Raw genomic sequence first — 24,546 nt, 5'->3', positions numbered from 1 at the left:
ACGACTTCCTCTAGCGTGTACGGGCGGCCTGAGCCGCGGGGCCGGCGAGCGCGCGACCGGGTTCAGTGGCAACCACCTCAATGGTCCGGCCGGATTCAACGTTCTGCACCCGGAAGGGCTCGCCGACCGTCGCCGCCTCGAGCGCGCGGCCTCTGAGCGTCAAGCGGATGCCGCCGGATTCATAGGTGATGTCGACCATGTCTCCACGGGCGATCACCTGGGGCCGGGTCAGGTCGGTCGCCCGCACCGGTGCCCCCGCTCGCAGCGGACGGCGCGCCGACAAACCGATCACGGCTTCGGCGTCGTCAGCCCCGTCGGACGGAGCCTGATGCGACTGAACGGTCGTCCAGACGATGTCCTCAGGCTGAATCGTCTGCCCGGTCGCGACGCTACGGGCATAGGTCAGCACCTCGACGGTCGCGGCCCCGCGGGTCGCCGTAGCCGGGGTTCGCGCCGGCGTGCCGACAGCTCCCCCCCCGGAACGCACGATAATGCGGCGTATGCCCGTCTCATTGGCCCAGACCAGTCCATTGCGACGCGCGATAGTCTGAACCTGGGCGGCATCCAGCACGACGGTCGGCGCGGTTCGCACGGCCACGCGCACCCCGGCGGCCTGACCCGCGCCATCGAACAGCTCGCCCAGGGTAACGACGCCGTCTTCGTCGGTCGGCTGCGGTACCAGACTGACCGGCGTGGCCAGGGCCGGCGTCGCCGCCAACGTCAGAGCCAGACCCAGGACGAGGGCGCGCATTATGATTTCACCTGATTGGCGGCCTGGAGCATCTCATCGGCGGTGGTGATGACCTTGGAGTTCATTTCATAGGCGCGCTGGGCCACGATCAGAGCGGTGATTTCCGCCACCGCGTCGACGTTGGAGCTTTCGGTATAGCCTTGCAGCAGGGTGCCCAGGCCCGGCTCACCCGGTGCGGCCACCACCGCCGGCCCCGAGGCGGCGGTTTCCAGCAACAGGTTGTCGCCGATCGCTTCCAGACCCGCTTCGTTAAAGAAGCTGGCCAGCTGCAACTCGCCGACGATCTGAGGATTGGGGTCGCCATCCAGCAGGACCTGGACCTGACCGGTCGGCGAGATGATGACGTCGCGCGCTTCTTGCGGGATCGAGATTTCCGGCTGGACCGCATAGCCGTCCTCGGTCACCAGCTGGCCTTCGCCATTGATCGAGAAGTTGCCGGCGCGGGTGTAGGCCGTCTCGCCCGAAGGGGTCAGCACCTGAAAGTAGCCGCGTCCGTCGATGGCCAGGTCGAACCGGTTGCCCGAGTGCATGGGCGTGCCCTGCTCGGTGATCCGATAGACGCTGCCGGCACGCACGCCGACACCGATCTGGATACCGGTCGGCACCACCGTCCCGGCCCCGGACGACTGCGCGCCCATACGCTGGACGTTCTGGTAGAGCAGGTCCTGGAACTCGGCCCGCTGTCGCTTGAAGCCGACCGTGTTCATGTTGGCGATGTTGTTCGAGATGACCTCGACGTTCAGCTGCTGGGCAGCCATGCCGGTGGCGGCGGTACGTAGGGCGCGCATCAGGCGTCTCCCTTAAGAAGCCCGGCCCAGACGCTCGACCGAGCGCCGGGACAGGTCATTGAGGTTTTCGATCATGCGTGCGGTCGATTCATAGGCGCGCTGGATCTGAATGAGGTTGGTGATCTCGACCAGGGTGTCGACATTGGAGCCCTCGAGCATGCCCTGGCGAACCTGGGCGTCGGTGGCGTCGGCGGGCTGTTCGTTGGACGTGTTGCGGTACAGGCCGTCTCCGTCCTTGGACAGGACGGACAACATGTCGAAGCGCACCACGCCCAGCTGGCCGACCGTGGCCCCGGCCTGGCTGATGGTACCGTCCTGGGCGATCGTGGGTTCACCCTGGCTCGGGTCCAGAACGATCTCGGCACCGCCGCTGTCGAGCACCGGGCGACCGTCGCGCGTCACCAGGCGGCCTTCGCCATCAGAGGTAAAGCCGCCATCGCGGGTATAGCGTTCCGGCCCGCCGTTCGGGTCGCCGATGCGGAAGAAGACGCCGTCTCCTTCCAGGGCCACATCGAGAGGCCGACCGGTCTGACGAATGGCTCCCTGACCGAAATCCCGACCAATCCCCTGATCCAGAACAAAGGACGGGGCCCCATAAACGCCGAAGTTTCGGGCGTGGCTGACCACTTCCTCCTCGACGATCAGGCCCTCGACCTTGAATCCGGTGGTGTCGGCGTTGGCGATGTTGTTGGCCACAATGTCCAGCTCACGCCGAAGCGTCATCTGGCGGCTCAGGGCGATGAGGGCGGCGTTCTCCACGAACGGACTCCACGGAACTTGCTGTGCCTCACCCAAGCAAGCGCCGCGCCAGTATGGTTAACGCCATACCTGCAAGGGTTTCTCGGCAAGTCGGGTGGGCGGAATTAACCATCCCGCCAGGCAGGTTTTGCCGGGGTCTTGACTGATCGTTAACCAAACTAGGTCGAAGTCGCCGGGTCAGGATCGGGTCGGTGCGCCATGTTCAAATTCGGAAAAAAGAAGAAGGATGAGGCGGCGGCGGAAACCGGCTCTGATGTCGCGGTCGCGGCAGAAGGCGCTGAAGGGGCCGAAGGCGAAGGCGACGCGGCCCCCAAGAAAAAGAAACTGCCCCTGTTTGTCCTGATCGGCGCGGCGGCGGTTCTGGTTCTGGGCGGTGGCGGGACGGCGGCCTTCTTCATGTTCATGAAGCCGGCCAGCGCCGAAGAGGCTCCCGCGGACCACGCGCCTGAAAAGAAGAAGGAAGACAGCGGCGGCGGCCACGGCGGCGGCGGCGGGGAAGCCGATGCGGCCGAAGTCGGCACGGTTCGCGAGGGTCCCAACGGCGTCACCTTCCTGACCCTGCCCGACATCGTCGTGAACATTCAGTCGGCCGATGGCCGTCCGACCTTTCTCAAGCTCACCCTGACGCTGGAAATGCACAGCGCCGACCTGGCGCATCACCTCCAGGCCGAGAGCCCGCGCGTCAACGACATGCTCCAGACCTTCCTGCGCGAGCTGCGCCCGGAAGATTTGGCCGGATCGGCCGGCAGCTATCAGCTGCGTCAGGAAATTCTCCGTCGCGTCAATCTGGTGGCGGCTCCCGAAGAGGTCGACGCCGTCCTGATCGAAGAGATGCTGATCCAGTGACCGACGACGCTCCTGATCTGGCCCAGGCCGGTTTGGCGGCCTCTGCAGAGAGCCATGCCTCCGCCGGTCACGCCGGCGACGATCACGGCTTCGCGCCGACGGGTGAGCGCATCCTCAATCAGGACGAGATCGACAGTCTTCTCGGCTTCGATCTGGCCGGCGACGACGAGAATGATCGCACCGGTATCCGGGCGATCATCGATTCCGCGCTCGTTTCCTACGAACGCCTGCCGATGCTTGAGATTGTCTTTGACCGGCTGGTCCGGTTGATGACGACGTCCTTGCGCAATTTCACCTCCGACAATGTCGAAGTGAGCCTCGACAATATCTCGTCGATCCGGTTCGGCGACTATCTGAACTCAATTCCCCTGCCGGCTATCCTGGCGGTGTTCCGGGCTGAAGAGCTGGACAATTTCGGCCTGCTGACCGTCGATTCCAACCTCATCTACTCCATCGTCGATGTCCTGTTGGGCGGGCGGCGCGGGACCGCGGCGCTGCGCATTGAGGGCCGGCCCTACACCACCATCGAGCGGGTGCTGGTTCAGCGCATGGTCGAGGTCATTCTGAATGATGCCCGTCAGGCCTTCGAACCGCTGACACCGGTTCACTTCAACCTGGATCGTCTGGAAACAAACCCGCGCTTTGCCGCCATCGCCCGCCCGGCCAATGCCGCCATCCTGGTCAAGCTGCGCATCGACATGGAAGACCGGGGCGGGCGGGTCGAACTGCTATTGCCCTACGCGACGCTGGAACCGATCCGCAAGCTGCTGTTGCAGCAGTTCATGGGTGAGAAGTTCGGACGCGACAACATCTGGGAAGGCCACCTGGCCACCGAACTGTGGAGCACCCAAGTCGAGGTCCGCGCTGTGCTGGATGAACAGTATGTCCCCCTGTCGACCGTCCTCGGCCTCGAAGTCGGCCAGACCCTGATGCTGAACTCCGCCCCCGACAGTGATGTCCATGTGCGGTGTGGCTCCATCCCGCTGACCCGGGGCCGAATGGGCCGTCGCGGGGCCAATATCGCCGTCCAGGTGACCGCACCGCTGACCCCGGCGGCGGCCCGGGCTCTGACCGGAGGAAAATCATGAGCGCCGTTGGCCTGATCATGGACGTCCTGCTCATCAGCCTGATCCTCGCGGCCATGGCCTATGGCCTACGCCTCGAGAAGAGGCTGAGAGCCCTGCGCGAAGGTCAGGACGGTTTCGTCAAGGCCGTGGCCGAGCTGAACATCGCCGCCGGGCGAGCCGAAGCGGCGCTGGCCGAGCTGCGGGCCGCCGGCGAAGAAACGGACCTGCTGCACGAACGGATCGTCGCGGCGCGCACGCTCAAAGCCGATCTCGAGAATCTAGTGTCGCGGGGGCGCAGCGCGCCGGCAACGCCAGCCCCCGCCCCAGTGGTCACAATGACCCGGGAGGCGACCGTCACGCCGATCCAGCCGTCGATCTCGACCGAGCGACTGCTCCAGGCGCTGGCCGAGCGCCGCGCCGAAGATCTACCACTGACCGAAGCCGCGCGCCCCGCCCCCACCCGGCGCGCCCTGCCTGAAGACGACCTGTTCGAGGCCCCGGCCCGCCGCCGCGCCTAGGAGACCGAGAGTGAGCCGAATTCCGCGTATTCTACCCCTGGTCGCTGTCGCCCTAGTCGGCGTGGCTGCCGTGCGCCTGATCGGGGCCGGCCCGGGTCTGTTTCAGGGAGCCCAGGCTTGGGCGGAGGGCGTGGCTGAAGAAGCTGCCGCCACCGAGGGAGAACAGGCAACCGAAACATCTGCGCCGCCGCCCGCCGCCTGCGCCGTCTCGGTCGACGAACTGGCGCGGCAGGCCGGCCTATCACCGGCCGAACTACGGATCCTGCAGAACCTTTCCGAGCGCCGCGGCGAACTGGATGCCCGTGACGTCGATTTCGACACCCAGCTGCCCCTGTTGATCTCTGCCGAGGCCAAGGCTCAGGAACGGATCGACGAACTGACGGCCCTGCGAACCGAAATTCAGGGCCTGCTCGGTCAGGTGTCAGAGCGCGAACAGGAAGAAACCAACCGCCTGGTTCAGGTCTATCAGGCCATGCGGCCCCGCGATGCCGCTCCGGTGTTCGCCCGTCTGAGCGACGATGTGCGTTTGCCGGTCGCGGCCGCCATGCGCCCGCGTGCCCTGGCGGCGATCCTGGCAGAGATGGACCCGGAGGCCGCGCGCGTCCTGACCCAGCGGCTGGCCTCCCGGTATGGGTCGACGGATCTGGCGGCCCGCGCTGCCGAAGACGATGGCTCGACGGCCTCAACCCCGGCTCAACCGACCCAGGCCCCTGCCCAGACCGCAGCTCGCACCCCGGCCCAGCCTGCCGCCACCGGTGGCGACGCTGCGGCCCGGTCCCCGGCCCGCACGCCACCGCAACGCCCGCGTCAGCGTGCAACGCCCCCGGCCCGGGCTCCGGCAGAAACTCCGGCTCGCGCGGATCAGGCCGCCGGATCGACCGGGGCGACATCGCAGCCGACAGAACCGCGCGTTTCCGTCCAGTAGCTCGGCCCGTTAACGCGGCCCTAACCGCGTCCATTCACCTTGCGCAGGATGGCCGGGGTCCGATCAACAACCACGCGGCGCCTTGCGCGCGCCACCGTCGCGGCAGCCGCCGCCGGCGCGGTCGTGGCTGCGCCGCTCGCCCCCATGGCTTGGGCGGCCCCCGGCGATCCGATCGACATCCGACGCGGGGCCAACAACAGCTTTACCCGTCTGGAATTCGCCGGCCCTGTCGGGTCGCGCGCGCGCATCCGCCAGGACGGCGTGAATGTCGTCATCCGTCTGGGGTCGACCGCCGCCCCGGATGTCTCGCTGATCCGTATCAATCCACCCCCGGGTGTTGAGGCTGTCGAGACGCGCGCTGTCTCCGGTGCGACCGAGATTGTCCTGACATTGGCCGACGGCGTCACCGTGCGCTCTGGTCAGGCCGATGGGGCGGCCTTCCTGAACATCTATGAGCCCGGTGCCGAGGCGGCGATGGGCCATGCCGAACGCGCCGCCGTCGTCCCCGTCGCCATCACGGCAGAGGCGGATACCCTCTCCCTGAACTTCAACTGGGGTCAGCCAACCCCTGCCGCGGTGTTCCGCAGAGGGGATGCCGTCTGGATCGTCTTTGATGGCTCCGCCCGGCTCGATCTTGAGCAACCAGCGGCGGGTCTGGGGCCGGCCCGGTCCATTCGCTGGGTCCGTGGCGACGATTTCACCGCCGTGCGGGTCGAGGCTCCGTCGTCGGCCCAGCCATCGGCACGGTCGGAAGGTGGACGCTGGATCGTCACCCTGGGCGGAACCCCCGAAGCGCCGGATTCCAACATTACCCTGGCCCGGGACGAAGACAGCGGCCCGTCGGCCTTGGCTGCCGCGGTGCCGGGTGCCACCCGTATCCTGTGGATTCAGGACCCGACCGTCGGGGATCGCATCGGGGTCATCACCGCCGCCGGCCCGTCCAAGGGTCTGCCGCTTGAGCGCCGCCTGGTCGACATGACCCTGTTGCCGACAGCCCAGGGGCTGGCGCTGACCCCGACCGTGGACGACCTGACGGTCAACATCGCCGGTGACCTGGTCCGTATCAGCCGTCCGGCCGGTCTGACGCTGTCAGACCCGACAGACGAACTGCAAAGGGTCGAGGCTCGGCCAGGCCCGCGCGCGGCTCCGATGCCGGCGATGATCCTGGCAGACTGGTCCGACACGGGCGAAGGCGGTTTCTCGGCCCGCCATCGTGAACTTCAGGCCAGCGCCGCCCATGAGGCCGGCGAGGGCGACAACGCCCCAGTCGAGGCGCGCCTGGCCCTGGCGCGCTTCCTGGTCGGATCCGGCCTGCACTATGAGGCCATCGGCGTGCTCAACGCCCTGGTTCAGTCCAACCCGGCCATGGCGGGTCAGGCTGAGGTTCGCGGTCTGCGTGGGGCGGCTCGGGCCGCTATCGGTCGCCTGGCCGAAGCCCAGGCTGATTTTGCTTCGGGTCCCTTGATGAACGACGGCTCGGCGGCGATCTGGCGCGGCTATATAGCCGCTCGCCAGGCTCAGTGGGACGTGGCCCGCCAGGCCTTTGCCGAGGGCCGTGCGGCTGTCGACAGCTTCCCGGCCGTCTGGCGGGCCCGGTTCGCCCTGGCCCATGCCGAGGCAGCCCTGCACCAGGATGACAAGGCCGCCGCCCAGGCTCTGGTCGAGTACGCGCTCAGCCAGGGTATCGGACCACGCGAACAGTTGGCGGTTCGCTTGATGCAGGCCCGTCTGATCGAGGCTGACGGCGACACGGTCCGCGCCCATCGCATCTATCAGGCCGTCGCCCGCGCGCCCTTTGAGGATCTGGCGGTTCCCGCCAGTCTGAATGCGGCTCGCCTGGACCTGGCGGCCGGAACGATCACCCCGGCCCAGGCCATCGAACGGATGGAGCCGTTGCGCTGGCGCTGGCGCGGCGACGCCACGGAGCTGGAAGTCATCCGCACCCTGGGCGACGTCTATCTGGGTCAGGGGCTGTACCGACAGGCGTTGGAGGTCTTGCGCGGGGCCGGCGACCGTCTCCCCAACCTGCCCCAATCGGCGGAGCTTCAGGCGGACCTGGCCAACGCCTTCCGCGCGCTGTTCCTGGAGGGAGCCGCCGATGGCCTTCAGCCGATCCAGGCGGTGGGACTGTTCGAAGATTTCCGCGAACTGACCCCACCGGGGGCCGAAGGCGACGAAATGGTCCGCCGACTGTCCCGGCGTCTGGTCGATCTGGACCTGCTCGACCGGGCCGCAGCGCTTCTGGAGTATCAGGTGGAGAACCGGCTGGACGGCGTCGCCGCCGCCTCTGTGGCAACCGATGCCGCCTCGATCCGTCTGATGAACCGCGAGCCCCAGCGCGCCCTTGAAGACATCTGGCAATCGCGCACGACCCTGTTGCCCACGGCCCTTCAGACCGAACGCCGGGCCCTGGAAGCGCGAGCCCTGATGATGCTGGGTCGGCTGGATCATGCCCTGGAAGTTCTCGGCAACGATACGTCGCCCGACGCCAATGCGGTGCGCGCCGACGTCTTCTGGAAGCAGCAGCGATGGGGCGATGCCGCCGGCCTCTATGAAGCAAGCCTCGGCCCCCGCTGGCAGACACCGACGACCCGGTTGTCGGCTGACGAGGAGACGCGAGTGATCCGCACGGGCATCGGCTATTCGCTGGCCCAGGACAATCCGGCCCTGACGCGGTTGAGGGACCAGTATCAGCCCTTCCTGGCCAATGCGCGTAACCGCGACGCCATGGAACTGGCCCTGGCCGGCCCGGGTGACCTGTCCGGCATTCGCGATACGCAAAGGCTGGCCCAGACGATCGACACCTTCGCGGGCTGGGTTTCGCGCGCCCGCGCTGCCTTCCGGGCCCAACTCGAAGCAGAAAGTGCATCACGCGCCGCCTAGCCCATCTGGCGAAACGGCGTTCCCCCGTTTATTCTGCAGCCTATGACAAGCCAGGATAAATCGTCGGCACAGGAAGCCCAGCTCCACTACGGCCAGGGCGAGTTCGTCGTGCTGCGATCTGGGCGCTTCGTCACCTGTGCCGCGACAGGGCAACGAATCCCGCTGGACACGCTCAGATACTGGTCCAGCGAACGCCAAGAACCCTATGCTGGGGCGGCCGAGGCGGCACGAGTCCTCGGCGGGAGGGCCGCATGAATCGGCGTGGCTTCACCAGTGGCCTCCTGGCGGCCGGTGCTGCGAGTTCGGCCTGGGCCCAGGCGGGTCCGCCGACGCTTCAACTGACCGGGCGGTTCACCCAGGGCGGTTTCATCCTCGGGCGGGCTCCCGCAGGTGCCCTGATCTTCGTCGATGATGAGGCCCTGACGGCGGCAGGCACTGGCGGGCGGTTTTTCATCGGCCTGGACCGCGATTGTGGGCCTTTGACTCGCATCGAGGCCCGTCAGGGTGACTGGCGCGCCGGCGAGACCGTCGCGATCGCGCGCGGCGACTTCCCCAGCCAGACGATCAACGGCCTGCCGCCGACCACCGTGGACCCGACGGACCCTGCCCTTCTGGCCCGCATTCGTCGCGAAGGCAGCCTGAAGGCCGACGCCTACGCCAGCCGGGTCGCCTCCGAGGATTTTGCCGAGGGCTTTGACTGGCCCCTGGCCCAATTCCGCGTCTCAAGCCGATGGGGATCCCAACGCGTCCTGAACGGAACACCGGCGCGACCGCACTACGGCATCGACATGGCGGCACCCGCCGGCACGGACATTCACGCCCCGTCTGACGCGCTGGTCGTGCTGGCCTATCCTGACATGCACTATGAGGGCGGCATCACCTTCCTGGATCACGGCCAGGGTTTGATCACCGTCTATCTGCATCAATCGCGGCTGCTGGTGGAGAACGGCCAGAGGGTGACGAGGGGTCAGGTCATCGGTCGCGTCGGCTCCAGCGGTCGGGCGACCGGGCCGCACCTTTGTTGGCGCGCGCGCTGGCGCAACCGCAACTTCGATCCGTCGACATTGGTGGGATCACTGACGATCTGAGCGCCGATCATTGATTTTTGGCAACCAGTTGGTGACGAATCACGCATAAGGCTGCTTTCATGCCATGTTTGGTTAACGAGACGGTCTGAGTTCGCATGTCGGCGTTTGGGGCGCTACAAATTCTGCTGGCGGACGATAACCAGCACATGCGGGCCATCACCGCGACCATCCTTAATTCTGCGGGATTCCGCCGCATCCGCGAGGTGCGTGACGGGGCCGAGGCCATGGACGCCCTGCGCGACTGGCCGGCGGACCTGGCCATCGTCGACTTCAACATGGCCCCGCTGGACGGCGTGGAATTCACCCGCATGATCCGCAACAGCGCCGACAGCCCCAATCCGTATCTGCCGGTCATCATGATGACCGGTCATTCGGAAAAGAGCCGCGTCGTCGAGGCGCGCGATGCCGGCGTGACCGAGTTTATCGTTAAGCCGGTGACGGCCAAGGCCGTGCTCGACCGCATTCATGCGGTCATCTACAAGCCGCGCCCCTTCGTAAAATCGGAAGACTACTTCGGCCCCTGCCGACGCAGGCTGCTCAACAGGTCCTATGCTGGCCCTTGGCGCCGGGCGACCGACGAGAAGGCCTCCGAAAGCGCGGCCTGACGCCGCAACCCCCGCCTACCAGGCGATGGTGATGCCGCCATCGACCACCAGGGTCTGACCGGTCATGTAGCTGGACGCCGGCGACGCCAGATAGACAGCCGCCCCCGCAATCTCATCAGGCTGGCCGATACGCTTGAGCGGGGCCGGTTCGGTGACCTGTTTCAACAGGGCCGGATTTTCCCAGAGATATTTGGCGAAATCGGTCTGGACCAGGCCGGGCGCGATGCAGTTCACCCGCACATTCATCGGACCCCACTCCACCGCCAGATTGCGCGCCAACTGCATGTCGGCCGCCTTGGAGATGTTGTAGGCTCCGATCAGGGCATTGCCGCGCAAGCCGCCGATCGACGAAACGATGATGATCGAGCCTTCCTTTCGGGCCAGCATTTGCGGCGCGACCATCTGGATCAGCCAGTGGTTCGAAATGACGTTGTTCTGAAGGATCTTCTCGAACTGGTCATCCGAAATCCCCGCCATCGGCCCAGCATAGGGATTGGTCGCCGCATTGCAGACCACGATGTCGATCTGGCCAAAAGCGGCATTCGTCTCATCGACCAGCCGTTGCAGGTCTTCTCGAGAGGCGATCGAGGCCGGCACAGCGATCGCGCGGCCTTCTCCGTATCGCGCGTTGATTTCGGCTGCCGCCTCGTCGCAGGGGCCGGCCTTGCGTGAGGAGATCACGACCTTGGCCCCATGCTCGGCCAGCCGCTCAGCGATCGCCCGACCGATGCCACGCGACGAACCGGTGATGATGGCCGTTTTCCCGGTCAGATCGAACAATTGCATGGTCGCGTTCCCTCTCGAAAATCAGCGTCTAGCCGATGACGGCGAAACGCCCGATAATCAACCGATTCCTTCGAGGCTCGCGCGCATGTCGAAACTCATCACGGGCTTTCTGATCGCCGCCTGGACCTGTCTGGCCCTGACGATCGCCACCCTGTTCTGGCGCAGCGGCATGGGCGTGGGCACGGCCATGGCGGCGCTGTTCGGCTCGCTTGGCCTCGGGGCAGGGATCCACGCCATGATTGCCGGCGCGCTGGCTCGCGGCGAGACGAACCGTCAGCTTGCCGCTGTGCGTGAAGCGCACCGTCTGTTGGCCGATGCTCTGGAAACGACCCAGGGATCCCTCAGCGATCTAGCCGAAACCGTCCAGTCCGGGGCACCGTCCGAACAGACCGAAACCCTGACCGGCGAGGTGCGGATGCTCGAAATCCTTGTCCAGCGCCTGTCGGAGGACCTCGACGTCAAGCTCAGCGCCATTGATCGGGCTGCCCCGCCCATGGACGCCGCCGAGGGCCGTCGCCGGCACCAGACCGCCGCCGTTGTGTCCCACGTTCGCGAAGCCCTGACCGAGAACCGGGTGGACCTCTATCTCCAGCCCATCGTCACCCTGCCCCAGCGCAAGATCTCCTACTATGAGAGCTTCACGCGTCTGCGCGACGACACCGGCCGCGTGATGATGCCGGCCGAATATCTCTCGGTCGCCGAGGATGAGGGGCTGACCGCCGCCATCGACAATCTGCTGCTGTTCCGCTGCGCCCAGATTGTGCGGCGCCTGGCGCGCCAGGACCGCAAGGTCGGGGTCTTCTGCAATATCGCCCTGACGTCCCTGGCCGATGAAATCTTCTTCCCGCAGTTTCTCGAGTTTCTGAACGAGAACCGGGACCTGAAGGATTCGCTGATCTTTGAGCTGGGTCAGGCGAACTTCGACGTGCGCGGCGCGGTCGAGGCCCGCAACATGGCCAAGCTGGCCGACCTGGGCTTCCGCTTCTCGATCGACAAAATCCAGACGCTGGATCTGGATTTCACCGACCTGCAACGGTCAGATGTGAAGTTCGTCAAGGTGTCTGCCGAGCTCCTGCTCGAACAGTTGCTTGATCTGGATGCCGCGCCGGCCAATTCGCGTCTGCGCGACATTCATCCAGGCGATTTTGCCGAACTGGCCCGCCGCTACGGGCTGGAAGTCATCGCAGAAAAGGTCGAGGCCGAACGCCAGATCATCGACATCCTTGAACTCGACATCGCGCTGGGTCAGGGCCATCTGTTCGGCGAGCCGCGCGCCATCAAGGAGCAGGTTCTGGCTGAGGCCGAACCGCCCTCGGAGTTCGTGCGCAATACCCTGATCCAGCAGACCGGCGGACGCCGCCGCTTCGGCTAGCCTATTTGTCCGCACCTTTGTCGGGCTTCTTCGTCGGCCCGATGTCCGCCAGATAGCGATCCGACGCCGCCTGGGCTTCGTCCCGTTCTGATCCGGTCGCAGATCCGCCTTGCAGCGATCCGGCGCGCGTGTCCGAGCCCACCCCCGACCCTGTCAGGGCACAGGCCCCCTTCTCATCGGCATCCTTGTCGGATTTTGTATCGGTCATACAGGCCTCCTGACCCCAGTAACGCGCCCGGAACCGGAGCGATGCAATGAAAAAGGGCCGGATCGCTCCGGCCCTTCTCCCGTTCCTACTTGCCGAACAGCTTGGCCCAGCGTGGCTTTTCGCGGCTCTTCCAGGCCCCGCGGTGATAGGCGTCCGAGCCGATCAGCGGGACAACCGTAGTCGCCTCGGCAAACACCATCTGTTCGTAGGTGGTCGAGACCTTGCCCCAGGACGCCGCCTCTTTCAGCGTCGACGACGAGCAGGCCCCGTCGCGCACATCGGCGACGGTAATCTGGACCGCATATTTATGCATGTCGGCCTCGACGCCGAGGATTTCGGCGCAGACGACCGTGTCCTGGGCGAAATTCTTGGGCACGCCGCCGCCGACCATAAACAGGCCGGTGGTGCCCGCCGCGATCTTGATGTCGGTCAGTTCGCGGAAGTCGGCGATGGCGTCCAGCATCATATAGGGCTGACCGGCGGCGGCCCGCTCCTTCTGGTGCTTGACCAGGCCGAACCCGGCGGATGAATCGACAAAGGCCGGGCAGAAGATCGGCACGCCTTCTTCATAGGCGGTCTGGATCAGCGAGCCGGGCTTCTTGGCGTTGCCTTCCGACAGCCACTTGCCCATCTCCCAGATGAACTCACGGCTGGAATAGCCGCGCGGCTCCAGCCGGTTGGCGATCTCCAGGATGGTGTGGTCACACGCCTGAAGCTCTTCCTCGTCGATATAGGTGTCGTAGATGCGATCGATGTAGTTGTCGCGCAGGACGTTGTCGTCGACCGGGCCTGCGGCCTGATAGTGCTTGAAGCCGAGCGCCTCGAAGAAATCCATGTCGACGATCGAGGCACCGGTGGCCACGACGGCGTCGATCATGCCCATTTTCACCATGTCCCGATAGACGTGCATGCAGCCGCCAGCCGAGGTCGAACCGGCCAGGATCAGCCACGGCGAACAACTCTTGTCCTCCAGCGCCATGTTGAAGATGTCGGCGGCGCGGGCGGTGTCGCGGCTCGAGAAGCTCATCTTGCGCATCGAATCGATGATCGGGCGCGCGTCGAAGCTGGTGATGTCGATGTGTTCGACGGTGTTCTGAAGCAGTTCCGCCTTTTGGTTGGTCGGTGCGTTCATCGGTCTGGTTTCCCTTAACTGGTGAGCGCCCGTCATCAGAAGATACGGCGGCCCGGACGGAGCGACGGACCGCTACTTGTTACAACGTGAAAGCGACGATTTAACGCCGCTGCTTCTTGCGCTGTCCCGCCTTGCCCTTGGGCCGGCTCAGGCGAACTACCTTGCGGGCCTGCTCTTCCGCCGTGGTGCGTACCGTCGGGATTGAGCGCGGGGCCAGGCCGTAGAGCGAGGCCATCGGGGCATCTTCGACGAAGGCGAGGTCGTGCTCGCCATAGCCGTTGAAGCCGGTCGACATAGCCACGCCATAGGCGCCCAGCATGCCGATCTCGATGAAGTCGCCTTCGGCCACATCCGCCGGAAGCCAGAACGGGCCGGGCATGTGGTCGATGCTGTCACAGGTCGGCCCGTAGAAGCGGAACGCCTTCAGATCTCCCGAAACCTCGCGGTCGCTGACCAGCTTGGTCGGGAAGGGCCAGCGGCTGTGCGTCGCATCGAACAGCGAGCCATACGACCCGTCGTTCAGATACAGGGCATCGCCCTTGCGCAGCTCGACCCGCGCCAGCACCGACGACGATTCCGCCACCAGCGCCCGGCCCGGCTCGCACCAGAGCTCGGTCGTTTCTGACACCGGCATCTCGGCAAAGCCGCGATGGATGGCATCGGCGTATTCGCTCATGTCCGGCGGGACCATGCCCGGATAGACCGACGGGAAGCCGCCGCCCACATCGACGATGTCGACGATCACGCCGGCGCGCGAAATCGCACGGCCGACCTGGGCCATGGCGGCCTGGAAGGCCGTCGGGCGCATGCACTGGCTGCCGACATGGAAGCTGACGCCCATCAGACCGTCCTTGACCGCCCGACGCACCGCCATCAGCAGGGTCGGGGCCTGGTCGACCGAAACGCCGAACTTGCCGGACAGCGTATAGGCGGCTCCGTCAGCGGAAACCGCCATACGTACCACAAGGTTCAGGTCCGTGGCCTGACCCGTCGCATCAAGGATCTTGTCCAGCTCGTCCTGGCAATCCAGCGAGAAGGTCCGCACGCCGTGGTCGAAATAGGCCTTGGAGATAGCCGATCGGCTCTTGACCGGGTGCATGAAGGCCAGCCGCGCGTCCGGCAGCACCGAGCGCACCAGCTCGACTTCGGCCAGCGAGGCGACGTCAAACGCGGTCACGCCCGATTCCACCAGAGTCTCGATGACCCAGCGCGACGGGTTCGCCTTCACCGCATAGAAGACGTCAGCGTTCAGATTGTCCTGGAACCAGCGCGCCGCTACGGAAACGGAACGGCGTCGCACAAGGGCGACGGGACGCTCCGGGGACCGCTCACGGACCAGGTCCAGGGGAGATTGGTAACTGTGCAACGCACGTAACCCCCTGCTTGTTGTTAACCCAGACCCGGCGTTAGCGGCGCAAGATCAGACCTACGGGGTCCGCCGGAAGGCGTCGCATATGGGGAAAATGACCGTTCATGTAAAGAGGTAATTTCGTGACCGGGCATGGGGTTGGCCCACTTTTTCGGATTGTGAACCAGCGGTAACTTGCAGACCGTTCACTGCTGAGTAGGTTGCGGCATCTCGGCGGGATTCCCGTCAGGGTTCGAGGACGGCTGACTCAGGCCGACCCCGGTTGATCAATAGGATTCACCCGACGTCAGGGCGGCTTCAAGGAATTTGGGAAAAATGCGTCTGTTCACCGGTATCGTCGGGGGCGCTGCGGCGGCCCTCATCCTGGCCTCCTACCCGGCCACTGTGTTGGCCCAGACCAGCGACCCTGCGGCTCAGGCGGCCCCGGTGTCAGACCTGCTGGCCGGGGTTCGCATCCCCTACGAGACGTTCACCCTGGACAACGGCCTGACCGTTATCGTCCACGAGGACCGCTCCAACCCGATTGTCACGGTTTCGGTCTGGTACAATGTCGGCTCCAAGGACGAGCCGGCCGGTCGTACCGGCTTTGCCCACCTGTTCGAACACCTGATGTTCGGGGGATCGGAGAACGCACCGGGCAGCTACATCACCCGCCTTCAGGGCATGGGGGCCACCACCCTGAACGGCACCACCTGGTTTGACCGGACCAACTATTTCGAAACCGTCTCGACCCCGGCGCTGGAACAGGCCCTGTTCCTCGAAAGCGACCGCATGGGCCACATGCTGGGTGCCATCACCCAGGAAACGCTCGATCTGCAGCGTGGCGTCGTTCAGAACGAAAAGCGTCAGGGCGACAATCAGCCCTTCGGCATGACCGAATACGCCATCCTGGAAAACCTGTTCCCGGAAGGACACCCCTATCGCCATTCGACCATCGGCTCGATGGCCGACCTGGACGCCGCCTCAATGGATGATGTGCGCCAGTGGTTCACCGAGAACTATGGCCCCAACAACGCCATTGTGGTCCTGGCGGGCGACATCGACACCGCCACCGCCCGCACCCTGATGGACCGCTATTTCGGCCCGATCCCGCGCGGCCCGGTGAATACCCCGGCCGAAGCCCCCGTGCCGGTTCTGGCCGAAGCGATCGAACAGACGATGCATGATCGGGTACCCTATACCTCGATCCAGCGTTACTGGCCGGTGCCGGGCATGCTCGACGGTGACGCCGCCGAACTGGAAGTCGCCGCCAGCGTCCTGGGGGGATTGGCTTCATCGCGCCTCGACAACGAACTGGTGCGCGGTGATGAAACCGCTGTTTCGGTGTCGACCAGCTACGCTTCGTTCCATCGCATTGGCTGGTTCGACGTGACGGTCAACGTCAAGCCGGGTGAAGACGCCGACGCCGTGCGCGCCCGCATGGACCAGATCATCGCTGACTTCATCGCCAATGGCCCGACCGAAGACGAAGTCAATCGCGTCGTCACCCAGACCGTGGCCCAGCGCATCTACCGCCTGGAACAGCTCAATGGCCGGGCTTCGACCCTGGCTGAAGGGGCCCTGTACGCCGGCGATGCCAGCCACTACCGCACCGAACTGGAAGACCTGGCCGCCGTAACCCCCGCCGCCGTGCGTCAGGTCATGCAGACCTGGCTGGGTCGCCCGTCCTACAATCTGACGGTCGAGCCGGGCGAGCGTGAAGCCTATGAGAACGCCGCGACGGCCCCGTCGGGTGCCGCCGAGCGCGCGCCGGTCAGCGACTATCAGGCCACAGCTCGTCCGCCGATGCCGGAAATCGGTGCCATGCCGGGCCTGGACTTCCCGGATGTGACCCGCGCCACCTTGTCGAACGGCATCGAAGTAGTCGCCACCCAGTCGGCCCGCATCCCCAGCACCCGCGTCGCCGTCGAGTTCGACGCCGGATGGGCGGCCGACAGCCTCGAAGCCCCGGGAATCGAGGGCCTGATGCTGCGCGCCTCCACCGAAGGGGCCGACGGCATGGACGCCAACCAGCTGGCTCAGGCCCGTGAAAGCCTCGGAGCCAGCCTCAGTGCGGGGGCCACCATGGACCGCACGACCTATGGCCTGACTGCGGTGTCCGCCAACCTGGGTCCGTCGCTGGATCTGCTGGCCGATGTGGTCCGGCGTCCTGACTTCGAGGCGGGCGTCATTGACCGGGTGCGCGATCAGCAGCTGACCGCGATCCAGGCCGAACGGTCGTCGCCGGGCGGCCTGGGCAACAACGCCCTGTATCCGGCGCTCTACGGCGGCTCCTACGGACGTTCGCCCAGCGGCCTGGGCAATGCCGATGTCGTCACGGCGGCTGATCGCGACGATCTGATCGCCTTCCACCAGGCCTGGATCCGGCCCGACAACGCTCGCATTTTCGTCGTGTCGGATCGCCCTTTGGCGGAAATCCTGCCGGAACTGGAATCGCGCTTCGGGACCTGGACTGCTCCGGCCACGGCGCGCGGTACCAAAGCCGCTGTGTCGGTCAATGCCGTCCAGCCGCGCATCATCCTCGTTGATCGTCCGCAGTCGCCCCAGTCGCTGATCCTCGGCGGTCAGGTGCTGGATCTGGCCGGTGCCGATGACCGTCTGGTCATTGGTTCAGGCGTCGAAATCCTTGGCTCGGCCTTCTGGTCGCGCATCAACACGGATCTGCGCGAGACGCGCGGCTGGTCCTATGGCTCGCGCAGCAACGTTTCGAACCTGGAAGGCCCGTCGGCCTATGTCATCAATGCGCCGGTCCAGGCCGACCGCACGGGCGAGGCCATCGCCTCGCTGATGGCTGTCCACGCGGACTTCCTGGGGGGCAACGGCGTGACCGGCGACGAACTGACCCGCATCCGTGAATCTTCGACGCGCCGCCTGGCCGGCATGTTCGAAGTGTCCTCCGCGGTCCTGGGCACGCTCCAGTCCAACGCCCTGTTCCAGCGCCCGGACAACTACTGGGAACTGGCCGGGCCGCGCTACGAGGGCCTGACGGCCGATGCCCTGAACCAGGCCGTGCGCGAGGCGGTTGATCCGTCTCAGTTCGTCTGGGTCGTCGTCGGCGATGCCTCTGTGGTCCGTCCGCAGCTGGAATCGCTGGGTCTGCCGATCGAGGTTCGCTCGATGGATGCCGAATAGCGACACGAATCCGCACACAAGCGAGGGCCGGTGCTTGCCGCACCGGCCCTTCGCATGTCATGAAACTGTCGTAGGCGTTCCGTTAAGGAGCCCGCTCACGTCAATCAGCTCAAGGCGTCGGACAGCGACTGCATGACCGCTTCTTCCGCACCTCTCGCCTCAGTGCGCGACATTTCCAAAACCTTCGGTGCGCGCAAGGCGCTTAACGGCGTCTCCGTCGAGGTCGGCCCGCGCGAGATGGTCGCCCTGATTGGACCGTCCGGTTCGGGCAAGTCCACGCTGCTGCGCTCGATCACCGGGCTTCAGACCATCGACGCCGGCCCCGGCGTCATCGAGGTCTTCGGTCGGACCGTCCAGAAAAACGGTCGTATCGCCGGGGACGTGCGCCGCTCGCGCGCCAAGCTCGGCATGATCTTCCAGCAGTTCAATCTGGTGGGTCGCCTCAGCCTGTTCTCGAACGTCATGCTGGGGGCACTCGGTCGGCTGCCCTTCTCGACCGGTCTGCTCGGGGCCTGGCCGATGGCGGACAAGCAGCGGGCCATGGCCGCCCTGCACCGGGTGGGCGTTTCTGACTACGCCGCGCAGCGGGCCAATACCCTGTCGGGCGGCCAGCAGCAGCGCGGTGCCATCGCCCGCGCCATCGTCCAGGGGGCCCAGGCCATCCTGGCCGACGAGCCTGTGGCCTCGCTCGACCCCGTGTCCGCCCGCAAGGTGATGGAACAGCTGGTCGAGCTGAACCAGCGCGATGGCCTGGGCGTGATCGTCACCCTGCACCAGGTCGACTACGCGATCCGTTATTGCCAGCGGGTCATTGCCCTGAAGGCCGGGCGCATCGCCTATGATGGCCCGTCCAGTGGCCTGGACCGGCCGACGCTCATCGAGATTTACGGTCCCGAGATCGAAGATGCCTTCTGGGAAGGAGATCCCACATGATCGGATCCATCGCGCGCCGCGCCCTGCTCGCCGGAGCCCTTGGCCTTGCGACGCTGCTGACCGCGTCCTGCGGCGGTGACGAGGCGGACAATCCCAACCGCATCGTCTTTGCGGTGCTGCCCGCCGAGAGCCAGGCGTCTTCCGAGCCGCTGTGGGCCCCGCTGATCGACGACCTGCGCGCCGAGACCGGCCTGGATGTCGAAATCCATTTCGTGGCCAACTACACCATCCTGGTCGAGGCCATGCGCGCCAATCAGGTTCAGGTCGCCTGGATGTCGGCCCAGCCGGCACTCGACGCCGTCGAGCGGGCCAACGGCCAGGTGATCGGCCGGATCATGAACACCGAGGGCGGCACCACCTACCATTCGGTCGTGATCACCCGTCGCGGTTCGGGGATCACGCTTCAGGACGTAATGGCCTGCGGCCGTCGCTATTCGTTCGGCATGGGCGATGCCCGCTCGACCTCGGGCACCCTGGCACCCATGGCCTTCCTCTTCGGACCGGCCGGCATCGAGCCGGCGGAATGCTTCAGTGAGGTCCGCAACGCCAACCACCAGGCCAATGCCCTGGCCGTCGCCAACGGCGTCATCGACGTGGCGACCAACAACGACGTCGGCCTGCTGTTCACCACGCGCCAGAACCCGCGCGCCGCCCAGAACATCGAAGTGATCTGGGAGAGCCCCGCGATTCCCGAAAGCGCCATCGTCGCCCGCCGTGACGTCGATCCCGCGACCGTGGAGCGCATTCGCTCCTTCTTCCTGACCTACGGCCAGGGCGACACGCCTCGCGCCGCTGAACAGCGCCAGGTTCTCGAGGGCCTTGAGTACGGGGGCTTCCAGGCCGCCGATGAATCCTATCTCGACCCGATCCGCGAGATGAACGCTTCGGTCGCCCTGATGGAGGCCCGTCGCGGTGGCGACGCCGCCGCCATCGCCCGCGCCCAGGCCACCTACGACCAGATCCACGCCCGCGTCCAAGCAGCCCAGGAAATCCAGCCGTGACGGACACGACCGTCGAGTCCCCGATTCCGGCCCCGCCGAGCGCCTCTTTCGCATCGCGCATGGTCGACCTTTTGCTGTGGGGCGGCATCGCCCTGGCCCTGGGCCTGTCATTCCAGGCCGTCGACATCGACAACCTGCCGCGGCTGTTTTCGGGATCGACCTCGGCCGGCGAGCTGGCCGGGGCCCTGCTGTCGCCGGACTTCAGCCGCTGGCAGCTCTTCCTCGAGAAGATGCTCCAGACGGTCCAGATCGCCCTTTGGGGGACGTTCCTGGCTCTGTTCCTGGCCATTCCCCTGTCGTTCATGGCCGCGCGCAACGTCTCGCCGCCGTGGCTGGTCTGGCCGGTCCGCCGCGTCATGGACCTGATGCGCTCGGTGCCGGACCTGGTGATTGGCCTGATCTTCGTCATCATCGTCGGCCTCGGCCCGCTGCCGGGCGTGCTGGCGCTGGCGCTCAACACCGGCGGCGTGCTCGCCAAGCTGTTCTCGGAAGCGGTCGAGTCAATCGACAAGGGGCCCGTCGAAGGCGTGCGCGCCACCGGCGCCCAGCCGCTGCACGAGATCCGCTGGGGCATCCTGCCCCAGGTGGCACCGCTGTGGACGTCGTTCGCGCTCTACCGGTTTGAATCGAACGCCCGCGCCGCGACGGTGCTGGGTCTCATCGGGGCAGGCGGCATCGGCCAGACGCTGTTCGAGGCCTTCACCTCGTTCAACTTCCGCGAAGTTTCGGCCATTGCCATCATCGTCGTCATCACCGTCACCCTGATCGACATGCTCAGCCAGGTGATGCGCAAGCGCCTTCTGTAATCGAACTGTCATTCAGTCGTCGGAGCATCGTCACCGGCCCTTAGAGCCGGTGTCATGCCCCTGATGTAGGCAGCGCTGAGGCACCGAGGCGCGTGCATGAGGGATATGACGATGAAGAAACTGGCGGCGAGCGCGATTGCGCTGATCATGGTAGCGGCCTGTGGCCCGACGGGCGGCGGAGCCAACGGCGCGGCCTCGCAAGGCATCTGGGCGACCGGGTCCTCGACGGTCTTTCCCTTTGCCACGCGTGTGGCCGAGACGTTCGCCCAGCGCCAGGGTGGCGCGGCCCCACGCGTCGAATCGACCGGCACCGGCGGCGGCATTGCCGCCTTCTGCCAGGGCATCGGTGCCGGCACCCCGGACATCGCCAACGCTTCGCGCCCGATGAAGGCCTCTGAGTTCGACACCTGCGCCGCCAACGGCGTCGACCAGATCCTGGAAATCCGCATCGGCTCGGACGGCATCGTCATCGCCACCGCCCGCGATGGCGGCGACTTCGATTTCCAGCTTCAGGACATCTACCTGGGCCTAGCCGCCCAGACGCCGAACGGCTCGGGCTTCCAGGCCAATCCGAACACCGCCTGGAACCAGGTCCGCGCCGGCCTGCCGAGCCAGGCCATCACCGTCTATGGCCCGCCGCCGACCTCGGGCACCCGCGATGCCTTCCTGGAGCTGGCCATGGCTCCGGGGGCCGAGGCCATCCCGTCGCTGGCCGCGCTGGCCGACAGCGACGAAGACCGTTTCGAAGCCATCGCCCACACGCTGCGCGAAGACGGTCGCTGGATCGACTCGGGTGAGAACGACAATGCCATCGTCCAGACCCTGACCCGCACGCCGGGCGCGCTGGGCGTGTTCGGCTATTCCTTCCTTGAGGAGAACCTGACCCAGGTGAAGGCCGCCTCGATCAACGGCGTCCAGCCCAATGCGGCCACCATCGCCGACGGCTCCTATCCGCTCAGCCGCTCGCTCTTCATCTATGTGAAGATCAGCCACCTGCAGACAACGCCGGGCCTGGCCGAGTTCATCGAAGAGTTCCTGTCCGACGCCGCCGCCGGCCAGGACGGCTATCTGGCGGATCGCGGCATGATCCCGCTGCCGGCCGATCAGCTGGCCGCCGTGCGCGAAGCCGTCCGCGCCCGCACGCCGATGGCCCGCCCGGCCTGACCACCGGACGCCGCAGATACGATCAGGGCCCCGGAGCGATCCGGGGCCCTTTTTCGTCGGCTCAGTCCATCAGTTGCTGGGCAAAATAGACATAGTGCCGCGCCCAGCGCCGGGCGTTGGCGACCGGGTCGGCGTCATAGGAATGGCCGCCCGCCGTATCCTCGAAATAGATCGGATCGTAGCCGTACTCCGCCAGCCGCGCGGCGAACTTCCTCGCATGGCCCGGATGCACCCGGTCATCGTGGGTGTTGGTGGTGATGTAGACGCGCGGGAAGTCCGCCACGCCGGGCCGCACATTCTGATAGGCCGAATAGCGGGCGATGAAGGCGGCGTCTTCCGGCACGCGCGGGTCGCCGTATTCGCCGATCCATGACGCCCCCGCCGGCATGTACGGATAACGCAGCATGTCGATCAGCGGACTTTCGATCACCGCCGCATTGAACAGGTCCGGCCGCTGGGTCACCGACACGCTGGTCAGCACCCCGCCATTGGACCGGCCATAGATGCCCAGATGCTCGGGGCTGGTCACGCCGCGCGCGATCAGATCCTCGGCCACCGCCGCGAAGTCGTCGAAAGCCCGCTGGCGGTTTTCGCGCAAAGCCGCCTGGTGCCAGGCCGGGCCGAACTCGCCGCCACCCCGGATATTGGCGATGACGAAGACCCCGCCGTTCTCGAGCCACAGCCGCCCCATCTCGGGGATGTAGTCCGCCGGCTTGGAGATCAGGAACCCGCCGTAGCCGTACAGGATCGTCCCCGTCGAGCCGTCCGTCGGCATGTCGCGCGGGCGGACGAGAAAGTACGGGATCATCGTCCCGTCCGATGACCGCGCCTCGAACTGCTCCACCACATCGCGTGAGGCGTCGAAGCGCGCGGGCATCTGGGCCACGACCTGACCCAGATCGAGCGTGCGGCTCTCATCTGCCCGACGCTGGTCGCCACCGGCAGCGACATCGGCGGTCATCAAGGTCGTCGGTGTCAGGAAGCCCTCGACCGAATAGTAGATCTGGTTTGACGAACGGCCCGTATCGACCAGGGCTACGGTTGAGTTGTCCGGCACGGTTACAACCGTCTCGGGCCAACCCCATTCGCCGCGATTGTTGAACACCCGCAGTTGGCCGACGACATTGTCGAACATCGCCACAACCACTCGGTTTCGCGTGATCCGCACCGCCTCGATCGACTGGCGGTCGTTCGGCTGGAAAATCAGAGGCGCGGCGTTGGAAATCAGGGCCGTAGACGGGTCCATGGGGACCAGCAGGTCCAGCCCGACCCCCATCAGGGCACCGGTCTGATAGGTCTGGGTCCGATAGGTCCACGGCTCCTCGAGCGAGAAGATCAGAGTATTGCCCTGGGTGCCCCACACCGACGCCCGCTCCGGGAGCGTCAGCCGCACCGGTTCGTCGTCAATCACGGCATAGGTTTCCGATCGGAAGGTATCCAGAGGCCGGTTGATCAGCACCGCCTCGACCTGGCCTTCGGCACCGCGCGTGACGGTCGGATTGACTCCATATCCACCGTCGCCCTGCTCGCCCGAGAAGACCGTGACAGCCTCGGCCAGCGTCTGCCCGCGCGACAACGCCCGCACGATATAGGGATAGCCGCTTTCGGTCAGCGAGGGCTGGCCGTCGACCTCACCGAAATCGGTCGCCACCAGCAGGGTGTTTTCGTCCAGCCAGTCATAGCGATGCTTGCCCATCGGCAGGCTGAAGCCGCCTTCGACGAAGGCGCGGGCATGGGTGTCATATTCGCGAACCTCCACCGCATCGCCGCCGCCGTCTGACAGGGCGATCAGGCACAAGCGTTCGACCGGCCCGTAGCAGTCGGCCCCCTTGAACACCCAATCGCGCCCCTCGGCCTGCGCCAGGGCTCCGATGTCCAGAACTGTCTCCCAGTTCGGTGCCCCCGCGCGATAGCTGTCCGGGCTGGCACGCCGCCAGAGGCCCTTGGGGTGATCGTCGTCCTGCCAGAAGTTGAAGACCATTCCGTCCTGCATGTGCGGCAGGGCGATGCGGTCGGTCGCGGACAGAATGCCATAGGCCTGGTCGCGGAAGGTCTCGAAGCGCGGATCGGTCTCCAGCGCATCGTGCGCCTGGGCGTTCTGCGCCCGCACCCAGTCCATGGACCGGTCGGCGTTGACGTCCTCCAGCCACAGATAGGTATCCGCCGCCGCCACGCCCTCGGGCGTCAGGTCGGTCGGCATGGCCGGCCCGGCGATCTGAATCGGCTGCAAGTCAGCGATGCCCGAAGCGTCGCTAGGATGGCCGTATCCGACCTGCTCCATCAGGTCAGCGGTCTCAACCGCCGCTGCGGTCTGGGCGAACGCCGCCGGGGCGGTCGTGGCCATCAGCGCGGCCAGGGCAAGGGTACGCATGGGCAAACTCCAGATAACACCGTCACCCCTGTCCATGCCGGG

Annotated in this window: 22 protein-coding genes; 14 read left to right on the top strand and 8 right to left on the bottom strand. The window is 66.1% G+C overall.

Annotated elements, in window-relative coordinates; genetic code table 11:
• Nucleotides 1-10 precede the first annotated feature (10 nt).
• Genes flgA through flgF form a run of 3 tightly spaced genes read right to left on the bottom strand, consistent with a single transcriptional unit; the run spans nucleotide 11 to nucleotide 2,298 of the window.
• Nucleotides 11-751: a flagellar basal body P-ring formation chaperone FlgA gene (gene flgA, locus G391_RS0105465; protein WP_029086630.1), complete on the bottom strand. Its 741-nt coding sequence runs from the start codon at nucleotides 749-751 to the stop codon at nucleotides 11-13.
• Nucleotides 751-1,539, bottom strand: a complete 789-nt coding sequence (gene flgG / locus G391_RS0105460; RefSeq protein ID WP_029086629.1) for a flagellar basal-body rod protein FlgG — start codon at nucleotides 1,537-1,539, stop codon at nucleotides 751-753. The genes flgA and flgG overlap by 1 nt, the downstream gene beginning before the upstream one ends.
• A 12-nt stretch (nucleotides 1,540-1,551) precedes the next feature.
• Nucleotides 1,552-2,298 (bottom strand): flagellar basal-body rod protein FlgF, encoded by a 747-nt coding sequence (gene flgF / locus G391_RS0105455; RefSeq protein ID WP_029086628.1) that lies wholly within the window; start codon nucleotides 2,296-2,298, stop codon nucleotides 1,552-1,554.
• A gap of 198 nt (nucleotides 2,299-2,496) precedes the next feature.
• On the opposite strand from flgF, the gene G391_RS0105450 reads away from it, so the two are divergent.
• From G391_RS0105450 to G391_RS0105415, 8 genes are all read left to right on the top strand, one after another.
• Nucleotides 2,497-3,144: a flagellar basal body-associated FliL family protein gene (locus G391_RS0105450; RefSeq protein ID WP_029086627.1), complete on the top strand. Its 648-nt coding sequence runs from the start codon at nucleotides 2,497-2,499 to the stop codon at nucleotides 3,142-3,144.
• Nucleotides 3,145-3,161: 17 nt separating this feature from the next.
• Nucleotides 3,162-4,232 (top strand): flagellar motor switch protein FliM, encoded by a 1,071-nt coding sequence (gene fliM, locus G391_RS0105445; protein ID WP_029086626.1) that lies wholly within the window; start codon nucleotides 3,162-3,164, stop codon nucleotides 4,230-4,232.
• On the top strand, nucleotides 4,229-4,729 hold the full coding sequence (locus tag G391_RS0105440; RefSeq protein WP_029086625.1) for a DUF6468 domain-containing protein: 501 nt from the start codon (nucleotides 4,229-4,231) through the stop codon (nucleotides 4,727-4,729). The genes fliM and G391_RS0105440 overlap by 4 nt, the downstream gene beginning before the upstream one ends.
• Nucleotides 4,730-4,739: 10 nt before the next feature.
• Complete coding sequence (locus G391_RS0105435) at nucleotides 4,740-5,654, top strand: MotE family protein (RefSeq protein ID WP_029086624.1); 915 nt, start codon at nucleotides 4,740-4,742, stop codon at nucleotides 5,652-5,654.
• Nucleotides 5,655-5,702: 48 nt separating this feature from the next.
• Complete coding sequence (locus G391_RS0105430; RefSeq protein ID WP_029086623.1) at nucleotides 5,703-8,537, top strand: tetratricopeptide repeat protein; 2,835 nt, start codon at nucleotides 5,703-5,705, stop codon at nucleotides 8,535-8,537.
• 42 nt (nucleotides 8,538-8,579) lie between these two features.
• Nucleotides 8,580-8,792, top strand: a complete 213-nt coding sequence (locus G391_RS15405) for a DUF2093 domain-containing protein (protein ID WP_029086622.1) — start codon at nucleotides 8,580-8,582, stop codon at nucleotides 8,790-8,792.
• Entirely contained in the window at nucleotides 8,789-9,625 is an 837-nt protein-coding gene (locus tag G391_RS0105420; RefSeq protein ID WP_029086621.1) for a M23 family metallopeptidase, read from the top strand. Before G391_RS15405 ends, G391_RS0105420 begins: the two co-directional genes overlap by 4 nt.
• Before the next feature lie 95 nt (nucleotides 9,626-9,720).
• A complete protein-coding gene (locus tag G391_RS0105415; protein ID WP_029086620.1) occupies nucleotides 9,721-10,230 on the top strand; it encodes a response regulator in 510 nt (169 codons plus the stop codon).
• Between the two features lie 15 nt (nucleotides 10,231-10,245).
• On the opposite strand, the gene G391_RS0105410 is transcribed toward G391_RS0105415, so the two are convergent.
• Nucleotides 10,246-11,016, bottom strand: coding sequence for an SDR family NAD(P)-dependent oxidoreductase (locus G391_RS0105410; protein ID WP_029086619.1), 771 nt, complete (start codon nucleotides 11,014-11,016; stop codon nucleotides 10,246-10,248).
• Between the two features lie 85 nt (nucleotides 11,017-11,101).
• On the opposite strand from G391_RS0105410, the gene tipF reads away from it, so the two are divergent.
• Nucleotides 11,102-12,388, top strand: a complete 1,287-nt coding sequence (gene tipF / locus G391_RS0105405) for a flagella assembly cyclic-di-GMP phosphodiesterase TipF (protein ID WP_029086618.1) — start codon at nucleotides 11,102-11,104, stop codon at nucleotides 12,386-12,388.
• Nucleotide 12,389: 1 nt separating this feature from the next.
• Here the strand turns inward: tipF and G391_RS0105400 are convergent, their stop codons facing one another.
• The 3 genes from G391_RS0105400 to G391_RS0105390 form a co-directional block, all read right to left on the bottom strand.
• Nucleotides 12,390-12,596: a hypothetical protein gene (locus G391_RS0105400; RefSeq protein WP_029086617.1), complete on the bottom strand. Its 207-nt coding sequence runs from the start codon at nucleotides 12,594-12,596 to the stop codon at nucleotides 12,390-12,392.
• An 85-nt stretch (nucleotides 12,597-12,681) separates the two neighbouring features.
• Entirely contained in the window at nucleotides 12,682-13,728 is a 1,047-nt protein-coding gene (locus G391_RS0105395; protein ID WP_029086616.1) for a 1,9-bis(guanidino)-5-aza-nonane synthase, read from the bottom strand.
• Between the two features lie 100 nt (nucleotides 13,729-13,828).
• Nucleotides 13,829-15,094 carry a type III PLP-dependent enzyme gene (locus G391_RS0105390; protein WP_029086615.1) on the bottom strand — a complete coding sequence of 422 codons (1,266 nt, stop codon included), beginning with the start codon at nucleotides 15,092-15,094 and terminating at the stop codon, nucleotides 13,829-13,831.
• A 318-nt stretch (nucleotides 15,095-15,412) separates the two neighbouring features.
• Here G391_RS0105390 and G391_RS0105385 point away from each other — a divergent pair, with 318 nt between their 5' ends.
• The 5 genes from G391_RS0105385 (at nucleotide 15,413) to G391_RS0105365 (ending at nucleotide 22,133) form a co-directional block, all read left to right on the top strand.
• On the top strand, nucleotides 15,413-18,229 hold the full coding sequence (locus G391_RS0105385; protein ID WP_029086614.1) for a M16 family metallopeptidase: 2,817 nt from the start codon (nucleotides 15,413-15,415) through the stop codon (nucleotides 18,227-18,229).
• A 132-nt stretch (nucleotides 18,230-18,361) separates the two neighbouring features.
• Nucleotides 18,362-19,162: a phosphonate ABC transporter ATP-binding protein gene (gene phnC, locus G391_RS0105380; RefSeq protein ID WP_029086613.1), complete on the top strand. Its 801-nt coding sequence runs from the start codon at nucleotides 18,362-18,364 to the stop codon at nucleotides 19,160-19,162.
• Nucleotides 19,159-20,163 carry a phosphate/phosphite/phosphonate ABC transporter substrate-binding protein gene (gene phnD, locus G391_RS0105375; protein ID WP_029086612.1) on the top strand — a complete coding sequence of 335 codons (1,005 nt, stop codon included), beginning with the start codon at nucleotides 19,159-19,161 and terminating at the stop codon, nucleotides 20,161-20,163. Before phnC ends, phnD begins: the two co-directional genes overlap by 4 nt.
• On the top strand, nucleotides 20,160-20,969 hold the full coding sequence (gene phnE / locus G391_RS0105370; protein WP_029086611.1) for a phosphonate ABC transporter, permease protein PhnE: 810 nt from the start codon (nucleotides 20,160-20,162) through the stop codon (nucleotides 20,967-20,969). The genes phnD and phnE overlap by 4 nt, the downstream gene beginning before the upstream one ends.
• 111 nt (nucleotides 20,970-21,080) lie before the next feature.
• A complete protein-coding gene (locus G391_RS0105365) occupies nucleotides 21,081-22,133 on the top strand; it encodes a substrate-binding domain-containing protein (RefSeq protein ID WP_029086610.1) in 1,053 nt (350 codons plus the stop codon).
• 61 nt (nucleotides 22,134-22,194) lie between these two features.
• Here G391_RS0105365 and G391_RS0105360 read toward each other — a convergent pair whose 3' ends face one another.
• Nucleotides 22,195-24,504, bottom strand: a complete 2,310-nt coding sequence (locus G391_RS0105360; protein WP_245572047.1) for a prolyl oligopeptidase family serine peptidase — start codon at nucleotides 24,502-24,504, stop codon at nucleotides 22,195-22,197.
• Nucleotides 24,505-24,546: the final 42 nt, after the last annotated feature.

Source organism: Brevundimonas aveniformis DSM 17977 (assembly GCF_000428765.1).
GTDB classification, from domain to species: Bacteria; Pseudomonadota; Alphaproteobacteria; order Caulobacterales; family Caulobacteraceae; genus Brevundimonas; species Brevundimonas aveniformis.
The sequence above is the reverse complement of the archived record's forward strand: the minus strand, read 5'-3'. Positions and strand labels throughout refer to the sequence as shown.

What these genes read in the sequence shown, in the direction of transcription:
- G391_RS0105430 (WP_029086623.1), top strand. Translation starts at nt 5,703, where the DNA reads ATGGCCGGGGTCCGATCAACAACCACGCGGCGCCTTGCGCGCGCCACC.
- G391_RS0105395 (WP_029086616.1), bottom strand. Translation starts at nt 13,728, where the DNA reads ATGAACGCACCGACCAACCAAAAGGCGGAACTGCTTCAGAACACCGTC.
- G391_RS0105385 (WP_029086614.1), top strand. Translation starts at nt 15,413, where the DNA reads ATGCGTCTGTTCACCGGTATCGTCGGGGGCGCTGCGGCGGCCCTCATC.
- G391_RS0105420 (WP_029086621.1), top strand. Translation starts at nt 8,789, where the DNA reads ATGAATCGGCGTGGCTTCACCAGTGGCCTCCTGGCGGCCGGTGCTGCG.
- G391_RS15405 (WP_029086622.1), top strand. Translation starts at nt 8,580, where the DNA reads ATGACAAGCCAGGATAAATCGTCGGCACAGGAAGCCCAGCTCCACTAC.
- phnC (WP_029086613.1), top strand. Translation starts at nt 18,362, where the DNA reads ATGACCGCTTCTTCCGCACCTCTCGCCTCAGTGCGCGACATTTCCAAA.
- tipF (WP_029086618.1), top strand. Translation starts at nt 11,102, where the DNA reads ATGTCGAAACTCATCACGGGCTTTCTGATCGCCGCCTGGACCTGTCTG.
- phnD (WP_029086612.1), top strand. Translation starts at nt 19,159, where the DNA reads ATGATCGGATCCATCGCGCGCCGCGCCCTGCTCGCCGGAGCCCTTGGC.
- G391_RS0105450 (WP_029086627.1), top strand. Translation starts at nt 2,497, where the DNA reads ATGTTCAAATTCGGAAAAAAGAAGAAGGATGAGGCGGCGGCGGAAACC.
- G391_RS0105365 (WP_029086610.1), top strand. Translation starts at nt 21,081, where the DNA reads ATGAAGAAACTGGCGGCGAGCGCGATTGCGCTGATCATGGTAGCGGCC.
- G391_RS0105410 (WP_029086619.1), bottom strand. Translation starts at nt 11,016, where the DNA reads ATGCAATTGTTCGATCTGACCGGGAAAACGGCCATCATCACCGGTTCG.
- flgA (WP_029086630.1), bottom strand. Translation starts at nt 751, where the DNA reads ATGCGCGCCCTCGTCCTGGGTCTGGCTCTGACGTTGGCGGCGACGCCG.
- flgG (WP_029086629.1), bottom strand. Translation starts at nt 1,539, where the DNA reads ATGCGCGCCCTACGTACCGCCGCCACCGGCATGGCTGCCCAGCAGCTG.
- G391_RS0105400 (WP_029086617.1), bottom strand. Translation starts at nt 12,596, where the DNA reads ATGACCGATACAAAATCCGACAAGGATGCCGATGAGAAGGGGGCCTGT.
- G391_RS0105440 (WP_029086625.1), top strand. Translation starts at nt 4,229, where the DNA reads ATGAGCGCCGTTGGCCTGATCATGGACGTCCTGCTCATCAGCCTGATC.
- G391_RS0105360 (WP_245572047.1), bottom strand. Translation starts at nt 24,504, where the DNA reads ATGCGTACCCTTGCCCTGGCCGCGCTGATGGCCACGACCGCCCCGGCG.
- G391_RS0105415 (WP_029086620.1), top strand. Translation starts at nt 9,721, where the DNA reads ATGTCGGCGTTTGGGGCGCTACAAATTCTGCTGGCGGACGATAACCAG.